17 protein-coding genes are annotated in these 16,577 nt (G+C 60.1%); 8 read left to right on the top strand and 9 right to left on the bottom strand.

Features of this window, described 5'->3' with window-relative positions; genetic code table 11:
• Positions 1–36: 36 nt before the first annotated feature.
• The 5 genes from OK352_RS03700 to dnaA form a co-directional block, all read right to left on the bottom strand.
• Entirely contained in the window at positions 37–543 is a 507-nt protein-coding gene (locus tag OK352_RS03700; protein ID WP_265140040.1) for a DciA family protein, read from the bottom strand.
• Positions 536–1,696, bottom strand: coding sequence for a DNA replication/repair protein RecF (gene recF / locus OK352_RS03695; protein WP_265140039.1), 1,161 nt, complete (start codon positions 1,694–1,696; stop codon positions 536–538). Before recF ends, OK352_RS03700 begins: the two co-directional genes overlap by 8 nt.
• 61 nt (positions 1,697–1,757) lie before the next feature.
• Positions 1,758–2,648 carry a phosphogluconate dehydrogenase (NAD(+)-dependent, decarboxylating) gene (gene gnd, locus OK352_RS03690; RefSeq protein WP_265140038.1) on the bottom strand — a complete coding sequence of 297 codons (891 nt, stop codon included), beginning with the start codon at positions 2,646–2,648 and terminating at the stop codon, positions 1,758–1,760.
• A 31-nt stretch (positions 2,649–2,679) separates the two neighbouring features.
• A complete protein-coding gene (dnaN, locus tag OK352_RS03685; RefSeq protein WP_265140037.1) occupies positions 2,680–3,828 on the bottom strand; it encodes a DNA polymerase III subunit beta in 1,149 nt (382 codons plus the stop codon).
• A gap of 374 nt (positions 3,829–4,202) precedes the next feature.
• Positions 4,203–5,627: a chromosomal replication initiator protein DnaA gene (gene dnaA / locus OK352_RS03680; RefSeq protein ID WP_265140036.1), complete on the bottom strand. Its 1,425-nt coding sequence runs from the start codon at positions 5,625–5,627 to the stop codon at positions 4,203–4,205.
• Positions 5,628–5,966: 339 nt separating this feature from the next.
• On the opposite strand from dnaA, the gene rpmH reads away from it, so the two are divergent.
• The 8 genes from rpmH (at position 5,967) to OK352_RS03640 (ending at position 12,271) form a co-directional block, all read left to right on the top strand.
• Positions 5,967–6,104: a 50S ribosomal protein L34 gene (gene rpmH / locus OK352_RS03675; protein ID WP_265140035.1), complete on the top strand. Its 138-nt coding sequence runs from the start codon at positions 5,967–5,969 to the stop codon at positions 6,102–6,104.
• A 20-nt stretch (positions 6,105–6,124) separates the two neighbouring features.
• Positions 6,125–6,478, top strand: coding sequence for a ribonuclease P protein component (rnpA, locus tag OK352_RS03670; RefSeq protein WP_265140034.1), 354 nt, complete (start codon positions 6,125–6,127; stop codon positions 6,476–6,478).
• Positions 6,478–6,789: a membrane protein insertion efficiency factor YidD gene (gene yidD, locus OK352_RS03665; protein ID WP_372338076.1), complete on the top strand. Its 312-nt coding sequence runs from the start codon at positions 6,478–6,480 to the stop codon at positions 6,787–6,789. Before rnpA ends, yidD begins: the two co-directional genes overlap by 1 nt.
• 7 nt (positions 6,790–6,796) lie before the next feature.
• Positions 6,797–7,852 carry a membrane protein insertase YidC gene (gene yidC / locus OK352_RS03660; RefSeq protein ID WP_265140032.1) on the top strand — a complete coding sequence of 352 codons (1,056 nt, stop codon included), beginning with the start codon at positions 6,797–6,799 and terminating at the stop codon, positions 7,850–7,852.
• Between the two features lie 2 nt (positions 7,853–7,854).
• Positions 7,855–8,340, top strand: a complete 486-nt coding sequence (locus OK352_RS03655; protein ID WP_265140031.1) for a Jag family protein — start codon at positions 7,855–7,857, stop codon at positions 8,338–8,340.
• Positions 8,341–8,359: 19 nt separating this feature from the next.
• Positions 8,360–9,010, top strand: a complete 651-nt coding sequence (gene rsmG, locus OK352_RS03650) for a 16S rRNA (guanine(527)-N(7))-methyltransferase RsmG (RefSeq protein WP_265140030.1) — start codon at positions 8,360–8,362, stop codon at positions 9,008–9,010.
• 1,342 nt (positions 9,011–10,352) lie between these two features.
• Complete coding sequence (locus OK352_RS03645; protein ID WP_265140029.1) at positions 10,353–11,267, top strand: ParA family protein; 915 nt, start codon at positions 10,353–10,355, stop codon at positions 11,265–11,267.
• On the top strand, positions 11,267–12,271 hold the full coding sequence (locus tag OK352_RS03640; protein WP_265140028.1) for a ParB/RepB/Spo0J family partition protein: 1,005 nt from the start codon (positions 11,267–11,269) through the stop codon (positions 12,269–12,271). Before OK352_RS03645 ends, OK352_RS03640 begins: the two co-directional genes overlap by 1 nt.
• Positions 12,272–12,791: 520 nt before the next feature.
• Here the strand turns inward: OK352_RS03640 and OK352_RS03635 are convergent.
• From OK352_RS03635 to trxB, 4 genes are all read right to left on the bottom strand, one after another.
• Entirely contained in the window at positions 12,792–13,745 is a 954-nt protein-coding gene (locus OK352_RS03635; protein ID WP_265140027.1) for a D-alanine--D-alanine ligase family protein, read from the bottom strand.
• Positions 13,746–13,771: 26 nt separating this feature from the next.
• Positions 13,772–15,094 (bottom strand): aminotransferase-like domain-containing protein, encoded by a 1,323-nt coding sequence (locus OK352_RS03630; protein ID WP_265140026.1) that lies wholly within the window; start codon positions 15,092–15,094, stop codon positions 13,772–13,774.
• A 129-nt stretch (positions 15,095–15,223) separates the two neighbouring features.
• On the bottom strand, positions 15,224–15,547 hold the full coding sequence (gene trxA, locus OK352_RS03625) for a thioredoxin (RefSeq protein WP_265140025.1): 324 nt from the start codon (positions 15,545–15,547) through the stop codon (positions 15,224–15,226).
• A gap of 51 nt (positions 15,548–15,598) precedes the next feature.
• Complete coding sequence (gene trxB, locus OK352_RS03620) at positions 15,599–16,573, bottom strand: thioredoxin-disulfide reductase (protein WP_265140024.1); 975 nt, start codon at positions 16,571–16,573, stop codon at positions 15,599–15,601.
• Positions 16,574–16,577 lie beyond the last annotated feature (4 nt).

Below are 16,577 nucleotides of genomic sequence, written 5' to 3'. Positions count from 1 at the left end.
GCGCCTTTCGTGCCAATATCCACCAGATTTGTCACCTTAACCGTAGGTATCGCGCACACCGCGGCCCTGAACCGATCTGAGGCCACGTTTGAATGATGGGACGTTGGGGCCTTGAAATCGGATGCTGTCAATGCGCGCGTCTGGAAAGCTCGTCGCGATGCGGTTCATGATCTCGACCCGCATGAGCCGCAATTGCGTCGCCCAGGCCGTGGAATCGCATTTCACCGTGAGCACGCCGCCCTCAATTCCGATCGGTTCCGAGTGTGCCGCGGTGCTCTCCCCCGCGACCTCGGCCCACCGGTTGATCAGCTCGGCCTGCGACAGCGTCGAGTCCCAGCCGAGAGTCGTCGTCAGTGTGCTCATGACATCGCCGATACCCTTTGGGTCCCGGCCCGAACCGAACGGTTTGCTCGAGGGACCGTCTCCTGTGTCACGCTTTCGGCGCCCCGCGCCCCGCTTCCGGCCGCCGAAGATCTCCTTGAATCTCAGATAGACCCGCGTTGATTCGGTTTCACGGTCGCCGCCCCGCTCGTTGTCAGCCATCGGTGATCGTCCCGGCGTGAATGTGAACGGTGTGAGCGGTCAGCTGTTCCGGAATATCCTCGATCACGGCGGCCGTGATGATGACCTGCTCAAAATCGACGATGGCTGTGGCCAGACGTGAGCGCCTGCCCTTGTCGAGTTCGGCGAACACGTCGTCGAGCATCAGCACGGGGTCACCCGCGAACGAGTCGCGGCGCAGCAGCTCGGCCGATGCGAGCTTGAGGGCGAGGGCGAATGACCACGATTCCCCGTGGCTCGCATAACCCTTGACCGGAAGGTCGTTGAGCGTGAACAGCACGTCGTCGCGATGGGGGCCCACAAGTGTGAGGCCCCGCTCGAGTTCCTGCGATCTCCGCGCCGCAAGAGCTGCGCGAAACCGCTCAGCTGTCGTCTGATTTCCGGATGCTGTCGCAGCATCCGGGCTGTTCTGGGCGTCGTCATCATCGGCATCGCGGCCCAAGATCGACAGCAGTGGCTCAAGCGCTGCGCCGTGGTCAGCATCCACAACCTTCGAATAGGCGTCGGCGATCGGCGCCCGCAACGCATCGACGAGGGCAACCCTCTCGTCGATGATTTCGCTACCCAACGCGATCAGCTTGTCATCCCACACCTCAAGGGTGCTGAGCTGCGCACCACGAACACCGGTCGCCCGCGCCGACTTCATGAGGGTGTTGCGCTGTTTCAGTGTGCGATCGTAATCGGCCAGGATGCTGGCGAGCCGCGGTGACCGCAGCACAAGCAGTTCGTCGAGAAACCGCCGCCGCGCGCCCGGATCGCCGCGGACGATGCCGAGATCCTCCGGCGCGAACAACACGCTGGAGAAGTAGCGCGGCAGTTCCCGCGGCTTGATGACGCCGCGATTCACCTGAGCCCGGTTCGGCCCGGAACGGTTGAGTTGCACTTCAACGAGCATGTCGCGACCGGCATGGTGGAGTTTCGCCCGGATGATCGCGGCGTCCTGCCCCGCCCGGATCATTGCCTTGTCTTGCGAGACGCGATGTGAGCCGAGCGTCGACAGATATCCGAGGGATTCGACGAGATTCGTTTTGCCCTGACCATTGCGGCCAATGAACAGGTTCGCCCCGGGCTGCAGCGCCACATCAGCGGTCGCGTAATTGCGAAAATCGCTGATGTTCAGATGCGTGACGATCACGCGTTCCATCGTAGGCGGTGCACGTGACGTTCCTCACGACGCGTGTCTCGCCTCGTGCCCGTCAGTCGTCCGACTTCTTGACGGCGTGACCGCCGAACTGGTGTCGCAGCGCCGCGACGGCCTTCATCGCGGGAGAATCCTCTTGCCGCGACACGAAACGCGCGAAGATCGACGCCGAAATTGTGGGAACGGGCACGGCGTTCATGATCGCCTCTTCGATTGTCCAGCGTCCTTCACCGGAGTCTTCGACATAACCCTCGATCTCGGACAGATCATCGTCATCGTCGAGCGCGCGCACCAGCAGTTCGAGAAGCCATGACCGCACGACGGTTCCGCGCTGCCATGCCTTGAACGTTCCCGGAACGTCCTTGAGCAGATCGCTGCGCTTCTCGAGCAGTTCGAAACCTTCCGCGTACGCCTGCATCAGTGCGTACTCGATGCCGTTGTGCACCATCTTCGCGTAATGCCCGGCACCGACTTCGCCGGCGTGAACGAATCCTTCGTCGCGCGGACCTTCGGGGCGCAGGGCGTCGAAGATCGGCATGACACGCTCAACCTGCTCGGCCGGCCCGCCGACCATCAGACCGTAGCCGTTGTCGAGCCCCCATACTCCCCCGGAGACGCCCGCATCGATGTAGTCGATGCCCTTCTTCTCAAGAAGCGCGTCGTGTCGAAAGTCGTCAGTGAATTTGCTGTTCCCGCCATCGATGACGAGATCGCCCTGCTCAAGTCTGTCGTGCAGATCGTCAATGACGGTGTCTGTGATCTTCCCCGCAGGAACCATCACCCAGACGGTGCGCGGAGACGGAAGTGCGGCGACCATGTCGTCCAGGCTCGCGACATCGCTCACCTCGGGATTCGGGTCATATCCGGTGACCTCGATGCCGGCGGCACGCAGACGAGTGCGCATGTTGCCACCCATGCGTCCGAGCCCGACAAGTCCAATGTGCATCGCACTCACCTTTCATTGACGATCGCTGAAATCAGCGCAAGAGCAGGTTCGGCTGCAGCAGATACTTGTAGCTGTCGGCTCCTGGCTGGTCTTTCGAGGACTGGCTTGTGATGAGCATCGGCCCCGGCTTGTTCGTGTTCTCAGACTTCGTGAACGAGAAGCGCACGTACTCGCTGCGTACCGCGTTGAGGCCATCGATGAGGAATGACGGCTTGAGAGACAGCACGATGTCCTCACCTGTGAGCAGAGCGTCGACGGATTCTGAAGCTTGGGCCTGCTCGGAGCCGATGGCCTCCATCGTGAGTCCATCGATGCTGAACGAGAAACGCAACGCGGCCTCACGCTCAAGCACGAGCGAGACACGACGTACGGCTTCGATCAGTTCCGCGGTGTTGATCACCGCGTGGTTCTCGACATTGTCGGGGAAGAGGCGCCGCACGGGTGGGAATGAGCCCTTGATCAGCAGCGAGGTCACCGTCTTGCGATCGACCGAGAACGACACGAGCTCGCGATCGTCCTTGTGCGCAAACGAAATCGCGATGTTGCCGTCGTGACCGAAGGTCTTTCCGACCTCCTGAAGGGTGCGCGCGGGAACGAGTGCCGTGAGCGGCTCGTCGGTCGTGATGTTGCTGCCATCCCAGTCGATGGCGCGCACCGCAACGCGGTATCGGTCTGTCGCAACCATGCCGAGGCTGTTATCGCTTACCTCAAGCTGCACGCCAGTAATCACCGGGGTCACATCGTCACGGGATGCTGCCACGGCCACCTGTGCCACTGACGTCGCAAACTCCTCACCAGGCACGAGACCTGTCGGACCCTCCACCTGGGGAACGGTCGGATACTCCTCGACCGGCATCGACAGGAGTGTGAAGTTCGCTGACCCACACGTCACGAGAATCTTGTTGTCGTCTGTGGTGAAGTTCACGGGCGCGCTCGGAAGCCTGCTGGCAATGTCTGCGAGGAGGCGACCCGAGACGAGGATCGTGCCCTCTTCTTCGACGTCGGCGTCGATCTCGGTCTGCGAGGAGACTTCATAGTCGAAGCTTGAGAGCCGCAAGCCGGCATCCGTCGTTTCGATCAGCACCCCGCTGAGAATGGGCAGCGTTGTGCGCTGTGGGAGCAATTTGACGGCAAATGAGACTGCTTCGCTCAAGACATCGCGGTTGACGCTGAAACGCACGTGGTACCCCTGTCGAACTCGACGGACAAGTCGCACACCATGCTAGCCCCACAACGTGGGCAGAAAACATGTCACGCAGGAATTCGGTCCGGTCTGGGTGAAGGTTCTTGCAGGATGAGTCTTTAAGTAATTCTCTTAACGGGCTTAACCGCTGTGGAAACTGTGGATAAGTCTCGACACGCCGGAAGTTATGAGGGAACTACATGCGTGTGAGTTGTTGAACTGGTGTGGGATCCGCGTGATGACACGGATGTGAGGAGGCGTGGCTACGATCTTGTCATTCACAGGACGAGCCGTTTTGTCCCCATGTTGGCGCATGTTGTCCGGATCTTCTCCACAAGTTATCCACAGGGCATGACAAAAGTCCCGGTCGGTCAGCGGTTTCCCTGTTTGATGCGGCTCGTAAGCTCGGTGACCTGGTTGTAGATCGACCGGCGCTCCTGCATCAGATCGCCAATCTTCTTGTTCGCATACATCACCGTCGTGTGGTCACGGTTTCCGAAGAGCTGACCGATCTTCGGCAGCGAGAGGTTCGTGAGCTCGCGGCAGAGATACATGGCGATCTGACGCGACGTGGCGACTGCTTGGGAGCGGCTCGACCCGTAGAGATCGTCGACGGTGAGCTTGAAATAGGCGGCGGTTGTGTTGATGATGTCGACCGGAGAAATCACGTTGTCTTCGTCGAGCGTGATGATGTCTTTCAGCACGGTCTGCACAAGTGACATATCAACGGGTGTGTGGTTAAGGCTCGCGAAAGCCGTCACGCGGATGAGTGTTCCCTCGAGCTCGCGGATGTTGCTCGATACCTTTGAGGCGATGAACTCCAGCACTTCATCGGGAATCTGCAAACGCTCGCTCTGTGCCTTTTTCCGCAGAATGGCGATGCGCGTCTCGAGATCGGGAACCTGCACATCAGTGATGAGGCCCCACTCGAATCGAGAACGCATACGATCTTCGAAACCGGTGAGGTGCTTGGGTGGCAGATCGCTTGTGATGACGACCTGCTTGTTGTGGTCGTGGAGAGTGTTGAAGGTGTGGAAGAACGCTTCCTGCGTCTCTGCCTTGTTCTGCAGAAACTGGATGTCGTCGATCAGCAGGATGTCGATATCGCGGTAGCGCGCCTGGAATTCGGGACCGCGATTGTTGGCGATGGAGTTGATGAAGTCGTTGGTGAACTCTTCGCTCGAGACATAGCGAACGCGGATGCCGGGATAGAGGTTCATGGCGTAATGCCCGATTGCGTGAAGCAGGTGGGTCTTGCCAAGCCCGGACTCTCCGTAAATGAAGAGCGGGTTGTATGCCTTGGCCGGTGCCTCGGAAACCGCGACGGCGGCTGCGTGCGCGAAGCGGTTGGATTGGCCGATCACGAAATTGTCGAACGAGTACTTCGCGTTGAGACGGGTGTCGTTCTGTCTGGCGGGGAGGACATTCGCCGGAACAGAGTACGACTGCTGCTCGGGTTGGGGAGTTGACGCGACCGGTTCCGGTCTCGCGTCGGGTGCTACGTCGTATTCCTGCTCGATGATTTCCGGATTGACCACGACGGCGAAGGTCGAAGCTCCGTGGGATTTCTCGATCGTGCCGGCGAGAGCCTGGAGGATGGGTGCCCTCATGCGCGCATTCAGCTGTCCGGCCGTGAACTCATTGGGAACTTCGAGATAGAAAGTGCCACCCATGATGCCCTTCGGCACGACGAGACTCAGGAAACCTTGAAGCGGTGGTGTGATGCGATCGTCTTCGGCGAGTGCGTCCAGCACGATCTGCCACGTGCCCGCAACATCCTGTTGCTCGTCTGACATTGGTTCCCCCATACTTATCCACAGCGTTATCCACTGATTTAACCCCACCGGGTCTGTGTCGGCACGCGCGACTGAGGTCAGGCTGTGGATAACTTGATCACATCACGCTAGTCTCAGAGACACGTGAGGGCAAAATTCCGCGGCATTCCGGTTGGCGCGATCGCGCGTGTCGCTCCGTGTAAGTCTGTGAAAGCTGTGGATAATTGCCCTTTTGGTGGCGCAGAGTTTGACCGAACCTGCGTGAACACGTAGTTTTAATCAGTTGACGCAGCCCGAATGTGCTCGGGCCACAGCTTCCTCGATGCCATTTCGCGTGTCGGGTGTCCTTCAGGAGAGATCATGAGCAAGAGAACGTTCCAACCGAACAACCGTCGTCGCGCCAAGGTTCACGGTTTTCGTGCCCGCATGCGCACCCGCGCAGGGCGCGCTATTGTTTCGGCGCGTCGCCGCAAGGGTCGCTCCGAGCTCTCTGCGTAACCGACCGCGATCAGCCGACAGTGCTCGACAGGGAACACCGGATCACGAGCGCTGCTGACTACAAGCACGTCGTGCGCCGAGGTCGACGCAGCGTTGGCGGGAGTACCGTGATCTACACAACGAAGAACCCGAATGGTGGGCTACCACGATTCGGGTTCATTGTTGCGAAAACGGTCGGTAACGCTGTCACGCGAAACCGTGTGCGTCGTCGCTTGAAAGCACTGGCATACGAAGCTGTCCACGGCGATCTCGGGCAGAATGGTTCGCTTATTGGCTGTGACCTGGTGTTTCGCGCGAAGCCTTCGGCTGCTGTTGCATCGTTTGCTGACCTGAAGGCGGACGTTGTTCATGCTGTTGCACAGGCGGCCCGATGATGATGTCGTTGATCCGGATGCTCCTGCTTGTACCGCGCAATGTTGCCGTGGCACTCCTGCACGCGTATCGAACCGTGATTTCTCCGCTTTATGGCGATGTCTGCAGGTATTACCCGTCCTGTTCCGCATACGCGCTTCAGGCGATCCAGATCCACGGAGTGGTGATTGGGTCAGTCATGGGTATTAGGCGGATCCTGCGTTGTCATCCCTGGGCAACTGGAGGAATCGATGACGTTCCTGCCAAGAAGAACTTCCGTTATGCCGTGACCCCTCGCGGGTTCGTGGTCTCCCCCAACGACAGAAAGAACTGATCGCTCCATGGACATCATCGGTACGATCCTCTGGCCGCTCAAGTGGGCGGTGGAGCTGATCCTCGTCGCTTTCCACGCTCTCTTCACATTTTTTGGGCTGGATCCGGCTGCCGGCTTCACATGGGTGCTGGCGATCGTGGGCCTCGTTCTCGTTGTGCGTGCCCTTCTGATCCCGCTGTTCGTCAAGCAGATCAAGAACCAGCGGAAGATGATGGAGGTCGCTCCGCAGCTCAAGAAGATTCAGGACAAGTACAAGGGCAAGCGGGATCAGATGTCTCGCGAAGCTATGAGTCGAGAGACCATGGCGCTCTACAAGAACACAGGAACGAACCCGATGGGGTCCTGTCTGCCACTCCTCGTGCAGATGCCGATCTTCTTCTCCCTCTTCTCCGTCCTTCGCGAGGCAGCGGGCGGCAAGCGAGGGGTGGGCCCTCTGAATCAGGACCTTGCCTCGTTGTTCGGAGACGCGTCGCTTTTCGATGTCGCTCCGCTGCACTCGAGCTTCCAGGATGCGATGAACGCGACGCCGCCCGCGGTGGGTGTGATGGTCATCGCGGCCATCATGGTTGTGCTCATGACGTCGTCGCAGTTCTTCACACAACTTCAGATTATGTCGAAGAACATCTCGGAAGAGACGAAGGCGTCTCCGATGTTCAAGCAGCAGCGCATCCTGTTGTATCTTCTCCCTTTCGTGTTCCTGTTTTCGGGCTTCGCGTTCCCGCTGGGTGTGATGTTCTACTGGCTCGTCTCGAATATCTGGACGATGGCCCAGCAGTTCATCATCATTCGGAACATGCCGATGCCTGGCACTGAAGCCGCGCGTGAGCGCGAGGCTCGTCTTGCGCGCAAGGGAAAGCTCGACAAGCTGGCAAAAGGTGACGACACTGTTGTTGTCGAAGAGAACAAGCCTGCTCAGCGTCAGCAGCCCGTGAGTAAGAATCGTGCGAAGAAGCTCGCGCAGCAGGGGAAGCCGGTACCGAAGCCTGCCCCCAAGCCAGAGCCGAAACAAACGAACAATCCGGGCAAGAAACCGAAGTCGCCCGATTCCAAAGGGAAGAAATAGATATGTCCGAGACGATGAATGACTCCCAGCCCGTCGACGCACGTGAGAGCGAAGGCGACGCGGCTGCCGACTACATCGAGGAGCTCCTCGACATCTGTGACCTTGGTGGTGACATCGACATCGAGGTGCGCAACGACCGTTCGTACGTATCTGTTTCGGATCCCGATGGTGAGTTGTCGCGCCTTGCGAAGCCGGACGTTGTCAACGCGCTCCAGGAACTGACCCGTCTGGCTGTGCAGAGTGAGACAGGCGAGTTCTCCCGTGTGATTCTTGACGTCGCTGGATCTCGAGAGGCCCGCCAGGCTGAGCTGACGAACCTCGTGGATCAGGCGATCAGCCGTATCGATGCGGGTGCCTCCGAGGCTGATCTCCCGCCGATGTCCAGCTACGAGCGCAAGCTCGTTCACGATATCGTTGCTGAGCGCGGTTTCGTTTCGGAGTCGCACGGTGAGGGACGCGCACGCCACACGGTCATTACTCGGCGTTGAATGTTTCACGTGAAACACGATGACTGAATCTTTAGACCACTCCCCCGCTCTTGAACGCGAGCCGGCAGAGGCAAGCGTTGTTTTTGGCGAACGGCTCACCGTGGTTCGGCACTTTACTGAGAGCTTGGCGCGCCACGGCGAAGAACGTGGCCTGATCGGACCTCTTGAGCTGCCGCGACTGTGGACGCGCCATATTCTGAACAGCGGTGTCCTCAGCCCACTTGTACGACCGGGGCACCTGGGTGATGTCGGATCCGGTGCAGGGTTACCCGGGCTCGTTCTGGCGATTGCGCGTCCTGACGTTCACGTAACACTGATCGAGCCCATGGAGCGCCGCGTCAACTGGCTTTCCGAGCAGGTGGAGGAGCTCGAATTGGACAATGTCAGTGTGGTGCGAGCGCGGGGTGAGGATGCGGTGCTCCCCCAGCCTCTCGACCAGGTGACCGCTCGTGCGGTCAGTGCTCTTCGTAAGCTCCTCAAGGTGACCGCTCCCCTGGTTCGCGACGGCGGTGAGCTGCTCCTGCTGAAGGGTGCAAATGCTCAGGCCGAAATCGATGCAGCTCAGAAGGAGCTTCGTAAATTTAGGATCTCACGACCGCGGGTTGAGCTTATCGGCGAAGGCGTGATTGCTGAGCCGACTCGAGTCATTCGTGGGGATGTGCGCGCGTAGTTTCCTCTTAGGGATCTTCCCTTGTGGATATCTCTGGTTATCCCGAGGTCGAGACTGCCTGTGGATAGACCCCCAACTTCCGCGTGTTCCCGCGGGTATGGCGGGATCGGTCCGATGCTATCTCCGGAAGTTATCCACAAGTTTCAGGGACTTGTGGATACTTCTGGCTATGTGTTTCACGTGAAACATTGAGCCTCAGGGTTGCCGCTCGGGGTCGATGCGAGCACGAAGAATGTGTTTGAGGGAGGCTGCTCACGGCGTGGTCTTGCTGGCTTTAGACGCGGAATATGGAGTACGTGATTGCGAGCAGTATGACGGAGACCGACACGCGTACCGTCATTCATTCGTGCTCTGGGCGCTTAAGTTCTTGTTCCGATCTGCCGTGGCGAGGGGCGGGCACTGTAGTGGGAATCGTCGCGTGAGTTGTGAGTTGTGAGTTCTCAGTGCTGAGTCCTGAAGGCTGAAGACTGCGGCCACGCTGTCACGGACACAGCGCGGCCGCTCGTTCAGGCAGAGCGTGTGCGAGTGCAGTTTTGTGGGCAAGGTACATTCCGCCGCCCGTGGTGAATGCAGAGTCGGTCAAGTGACTCCGATCCCCTAACACCCGCTTTCCCTGCCGCGCTTGGCGGCGTCCTCTCCTGCACGTATGATCGCTGACCGAGATTGAGAGTGCATGCGAACCGGCGGGTGCCGCGCCAGCATTCACCGGAAGCCCACTCAGGTCCTTCCATCTCCTGGAGCCCGCTTTTCGCCCTCCCTTCTCTATTCGCCTCCGTTGGGATCGTCGGTTGTCGCCCCACGTACGCGACGTCAGTACCCGCCGTGAACTGCATATGAGCTCACGAGTGAGCACGCAACGCGCTGCAGGCCTCTGCCGACCGTGCTGCGTCTCGAAGCGTCTACTATCGCCTCACGTGATTGGGGTTGGTGAGTTTAGCCGGCCGCACGGTATGCCAACTGCGGCGGCCCACGGTGAGGCGATTAAGGCGAGGAAATGCGCTCGAAGAAGACGAATTATGAGAAAGCTCGAAAATTCCGTTGACCTGCAGTTTTAGGTTCGAAATTGCACAGGAGCGATTCTCCGCGACGCTTGGGACTCGTCGGCCTCTCGCTGACACGGAGAATTCGTCAGGATACGGTCGGTGGCGTCCGGAAAACCAGACGGATTATGGTCTGTTGGGGCGTTCATGTTTCACGTGAAACATGGTGTTGAGCGTACAGGCTCTAGGACGATACGGGATGAATCAGGCATGCACGCTGCGCCGCAAACGCGTACAGTTGGTAAGTACGGTTTCGACGGAGGGTTTCACGTGAAACATGGGGATGAAGTGGTGACTGCCGCATGACGGAGGTTGGTTTCGACGCGTCCACTCCCCTGGCCCGAGAACTCGCAGCGTTGACGGAACGACGACGTTATCTCAACGAGGTGACGGTAGAGCGCCCCGAGAGTACCAGGATCTTCACGGTCTCGAATCAAAAGGGCGGGGTCGGCAAGACCACTACCACCGTCAATATTGCCGCCGCCTTCGCGAAGCACGGGCTCAAGGTGCTTGTCATCGATCTTGATCCACAGGGCAATGCGTCAACCGCGGTGGGTGTTGATCACACCTCAGAAGTCCCGAGCGTCTATGACGTGCTCATCGATGACTTTCCGCTCGAGGATGTCATTCAGAAGAGTCCTGAGTTCGATGAGCTCTATTGTGTTCCCTCGACCATTCATCTGGCGGGTGCCGAGATTGAACTCGTCTCGCAGGTCGCACGAGAACATCGCCTCCGCACGGCTCTCGATGAATTCGTAAAACGAGCGAACGCCACGGATTCCCCCTGGGACTACATCTTCATTGACTGCCCGCCGTCACTCGGGCTGCTGACGATCAACGGGTTGGTCGCCGCGACCGAAGTGCTCATTCCGATTCAGTGTGAATACTATGCCCTCGAGGGCCTCAGTCAATTGCTTAACAGCATCCAATTGATCCAGAAGCACCTGAATCCGGTGCTTCATCTTTCGACCATTCTTCTGACAATGTTCGACTCCCGCACCAATCTTGCTAACCAGGTGGCGGAGGACGTTCGTGCGCACTTTCCACATGAAGTACTGAAATCGGTCATCCCGCGCGCTGTTCGTATCTCCGAGGCCCCAAGTTTTGGGCAGACCGTTATCAGTCACGATCCGAACGGCATCGGTGCCGTGTCATATCTCGAAGCTGCGGCGGAGATCGCCGGCAGAGCAGCGACTCAGAAGAAGGAACAGCGCTAATGGCAACTCGACGAACTGGACTTGGGCGCGGAATCGGCGCGCTGATCCCAACGCAGTCGGAAGGACCGACATCGGACAGGCCCGTTGACGTGTTCTTCCCGGATTCGGCTCGGGGGATTTCGGTAGAAGTCCCCACGAAGCCGGAAGCGTCACCTCCAAAGTCCGACGAGTCATCCCGGGAGTCGGATCTTCAGGCCGTACCGGGGGCGCAGTTGGTTGCCCTCGATCCGAACGCCATCATCCCGAACGCGAGTCAGCCTCGGCGCAACTTCGACCCAGACGACCTCGCCGAGCTCGTGCACAGCATTCGCGAGTTCGGTGTTCTCCAGCCGATCGTTGTGCGCACGCACGACGCGTCCGCCGGCATCTATGAGCTCATTATGGGTGAGCGGCGGTTGCGAGCCGCTAAAGAGGCGGGCCTGGAGAGCATCCCTGCTGTCATTAAGGACACCTCAGACGATGCGATGCTCCGGGACGCTCTGCTGGAGAACCTGCATCGCTCTGAGCTCAATCCCCTTGAAGAGGCGTCCGCGTACCAGCAGCTGCTTGACGACTTCGGGATTACACAGGAGCAGTTGGCTGATCGAATTGGACGATCACGCCCCCAGATTACGAATACGATTCGTCTGCTGCGTCTGCCCACTGATGTGCAGACACGTGTGGCCGCCGGGGTGCTCAGTGCGGGCCACGCACGGACCATCCTGTCGGTGAACACTCCGGAGCTGATGAGTCGTCTGGCAGAGAAGATCATCAATGAAGATCTCTCCGTTCGAGCGGCCGAAGAAGCGGCGAAACGGATGACCGCGGGCACAAAGCCGAAGCCCAAGCCGGGGTCGCGTCGTGGGCAGCTCGATTCGGTAGGTGAGCGCCTGGGTGATCGTCTGAATACACGTGTGAAAGTCACACTCGGAGCGAAAAAAGGCCAGATCGTGGTGGATTTCGCGACGATTTCCGATCTCAACAGGATCCTTGAGGAGATTGGCGAAGACGCCTACAGTGGATGACACAGAAACCGGTGCGTGAGCACGGAGAGCGGGGCGTCACGTGGCGCCTCGCTCTTTCTTTGTGTACGGGAACCACAACTCAGCATCTCGGACTGCGCAAATCCCGATTCTGCCTTGAATGCGCGTGGTGAGATCGCAATTTTGCTCGGGAAATAGCCCTGCCTCAAGCGCCGAAAACCACTGTCAGCATAGAAGAGCATCACCCGTACAGGAGTGCGTCACTGGAGACATTCTGCGCGGCCACCGCATTCTGCGCGAGGGTACTTCGCGGAACCACTTTGAGAAAGTGCCGGTCTGAGATCCGTTCCGGTCTGGGTACCGAGATAGCTCAAGAACTAAGCCAGCTCAAGTACCGAGCCAGTCTCAAAAGAGAACCAGTTCGATGACCGAGCCAGGCAGACGATGCTGCCGTTCTGCGTATGCTGTCAGTCCGCGCACGGTGTGGGTCCGCAAACCACGGGAGTCCGCAGTCCGGGCGGGCCTGAGTACGATGCCACCCCAGTACGGTGCCCCAGTACGGTTAGTCGACGAGCGCTCGCGCCACCAGGTCACTGTAGACATCGCTGAGCGTGAGCCCGGCCGCTTCGATCGCCTGCGGCACAAGAGAGGTCTCGGTGAGGCCTGGCAGCATGTTCGCCTCGAGGAACCACACTGTCCCCTCGGCATCCACGATCACGTCGATGCGCGAGATGTGACGCAGCCCGAGCAGATTATGGATCTCCACAGCCGTGCTGGCCGCGCGGTCGGCGACATCATCATCGATGCGCGCGGGAGCGTAGAACATGGTCTCCCCCGCGTTGTACCGCGCCTCAAAGCTGTAGACACCCGAGACAGGCTCGATCTCGACGGCGGGCAGCGCACGCGGGCCATCACCGGTGTCGATGACGGCGATCGCGAGCTCGACTCCCGTCACCTTCTGCTCAACGAGTGCGGTGTCAGAGTATGTGTAAGCGTCGACCATGGCGCGGGGAAGCGCGCTCGCATCATCGACGATCGTCACACCCTGAGCAGACCCGCCCTGAGCCGGCTTGACGACAGCAGGAGTCCCGATGCCGGCGAGAACCTCACCGAGGACTCCACCCGCGCCGAGCTCGCGGAAGGTCTCCTGCGGCAGCGAGAGCCAACGCGGAGTGGCAAAGCCGGCACGATCGACGAGCACCTTTGCCGTGGGCTTGAACCAGGCGAGTCCAGCTGCTTCTGAGTGCGAGCCCACGTAGCGGATACTGCGCGCGCGCAGGAGCGCTTGGAGAGCACCATCCTCACCACTCGCCCCGTGCAGCGCAGGCCAGACGACGTCCGGGGCATTCTCTGCGACATCGGCGAACAGCGTCGCATTGGGCTCGCGAATGGTGACGCGATGACCCGCCCGCCGGAGTTCGTCAGAGAGACGGGCGCCCGACCGAAGTGAGACGTCCCTCTCGTGAGAGATCCCGCCTGCGAGAACTGTCACGTCGAGTGTGGATTTATCCGTCATGATCAGGGTTTCTTCCAATCTTTGTCTCACGACATGTTGGGCGGCGGAGCGTTGTATGTTGATGAGGTGCGATGAGCTGACAGCGTCCCGGATCCGCCGAACGTCTGGAGGAGATCGACTTCGCCGTTGACGACGTTCGCGAGTCGTCGGATGCCGACGCGGATCTGCTCGGACGTCGGATAGCAGAACGAGAGGCGCATGTTCTGCGCTCCCCCGCCATCGCCATAGAACGCCGTTCCTGGCGTATACGCGACGAGCTCTTTGACGGCACGCGGGAGCATCGCCTTGGAGTCCAGACCCTCGGGAAGCGTGAGCCACACATAGAAGCCACCGTTGGGATCCGTCCACGTACAGTTCGGCAGGTGCTCCTCAAGCGCGGAGATCATCGTCTGCTTGCGCTCGCGATACACGCCGCGGAACGTCTCGATCTGTCCACGCCAGTCAGCGCTCGACAGATACTCGGAGATCACAAGCTGGCTGAACGACGACGGACAGAGAATCGCCGCCTCGTTGGCGAGAATGAGTTTCTCGCGGATCGCATGCGGTGCCAGCGCCCACCCCACACGGAAGCCTGGCGCCAGGGTCTTGGAGAATGTGCCGAGGTAGACGACGCCGTCCTCGTCGAGCGAGCGCAGGGCCTGCGGCGGCTCTTTGTCGAAGTACAGCAGCCCGTAAGGGTTGTCTTCGAGAACAAGGATGCCGTTCTCTTTCGCAATCGCGAGAATCTCGGCACGACGGCGCTCGGCGAGCGTGACGCCGGCCGGGTTGTGGAATGTCGGGATCGTGTAGAGAAACTTGATGCGCTTGCCCTCGGCCTTCAGCGCAGCGATGCGTTGGCGCAAAGCCTCCGGATCGAGGCCATCGTCGTCCATGGGCACATGCGACACCTCAGCCTGGTAACTCTTGAAGATCACCATCGCCGTGACGTAACTCGGGCCTTCCGAGATGACGACGTCTCCTGGGTCGAGGAACAGCTTGCTGAAGAGCTCGAGAGCGTGCTGGCTCCCGGTGGTCACGACGACATCGGAGGCGCTAGCCGAGATGCCCTCGAGCGCCATCACGTCGAGGATCTGCTCACGCAGCGCCGGGACGCCCTGACCAGAGCCGTACTGCAGCGCGGTCGGGCCCTGTTCGCGCATTACGCGATCCATTGCGCCGGTCACGAGATCCTCGGGCAGTGCAGAGACGTACGGCATTCCACCGGCCAGTGACACGACCTCGGGGCGCGAGGCCACGGCGAACAGTGCCCGGACCTCACTCGCGGCGAGCCCGGCGGCGCGCGCGGCGTAGCTGGAGAACCAGGGATCGAGGTTGTTTCCGGGTGAACTGGGTCGGCCTTGTTGTGTCACGTGAATCCGTTTCTTCTCAGTGATCATGGTAGTCGCGTTGAGGCGTTCCGCAGGACGAGGCGGGCGGAAGCCGGGTTAACGACAATCGACCCGTCCGGTATGCCGGACGGGTCGATCAGGTCTCGTCGGCTACGACAGGTAGGCGGCGAGGTCGGCTTCAAGAGCAGGCTTCGGCTTGGCTCCGACGATGGACGTCGAGACCTCTCCAGCCTTGAAGACCTTCATGGCGGGGATCGAGGTGATCTGGTACTGCATCGCGAGGTTGGGGTTCTCGTCGACGTTCACCTTGACGATGTCGATCTTGTCGCTGTTCTCGGTGGCAATCTCATCAAGAATCGGCGACACCATGCGGCACGGTCCGCACCATGCGGCCCAGAAATCAACGAGAACGGGCTTTTCAGACTTCAAGACCTCTGCCTCGAAAGTCTGCTCGGTTACGTCTCGAGCGGTCATTGTGTCTCCTTCTGTGTGGGTCTGTGCTGTGTGGGTCTCAGTGAATGGACGTCAAGCGACGTGCCCGGCGAGCTGATCAGCGCCGGCGTCGGGCTCGCCAGCCTCAGCTAAAGACGCCAGGTAATGCTCGGCGTCGAGTGCGGCAACGGTTCCGCTGCCCGCTGCCGTCGCAGCCTGACGGTAGGTCGGGTCGATGACGTCGCCCGCGGCGAAGACGCCGGGGATGTTCGTCTTGGACGACCGACCCTCGACGGCGATCGTTCCCTCGGCTGTGAGGTCCAGCTGACCGTGAACAAGGTGCGTACGCGGGTCGTTTCCGATCGACACGAAGAGCCCTTGAACGTCGAGCGTCGATTCTGAGCCATCGAGTGTGCTGCGCAGGGTCAGACCCGTCACCGCGTTCTCTCCGTCGATGCCGACGACTTCGTTGTTCCAGACGAACTCGATCTTGGGGTTGCTGAATGCGCGTTCCTGCATGATCTTCGATGCACGCAGGCTGTCGCGACGGTGCACGACATAGACCTTCTCGGCGAAGCGAGTCAGGAACGTCGATTCTTCCATGGCCGAATCGCCACCGCCGACGACCGCAATCGTCTTGCCCTTGAAGAAGAATCCGTCGCACGTGGCGCACCAGCTCACACCACGACCGGAGAGGCGTTCTTCGTCGGGGATGCCGATCTTGCGGTACGCGGAACCTGTTGCGATGATGACGGAACGTGCCTCATACGTGTCGCCAAGCATCGTCTTGACGGTTTTGACCGGGCCGCCGAGGTCGACCGAATCGACATCGTCGTACACGACCTTCGCGCCGAAACGCTCGGCCTGTGCCTGCATCTTGCCCATGAGGTCCGGGCCGAGGATCCCCTCGGGGAAGCCGGGGAAGTTCTCGACATCCGTGGTGTTCATCAGCTCACCGCCGGCCTCGACAGAACTGGCGATGACGATCGGCTCAAGCTCTGCGCGCGCCGCGTAAATCGCCGCGGTATAGCCAGCGGGACCGGACCCGATGATGATGACGTTGTGCACCAAG

The organism is Microbacterium sp. MPKO10, assembly GCF_026107415.2.
In the GTDB taxonomy this organism is placed as follows: Bacteria; Actinomycetota; Actinomycetes; order Actinomycetales; family Microbacteriaceae; genus Paramicrobacterium.
Note: the sequence above shows the minus strand (reverse complement) of the source record. Positions and strands in the feature narration are given on the sequence as shown.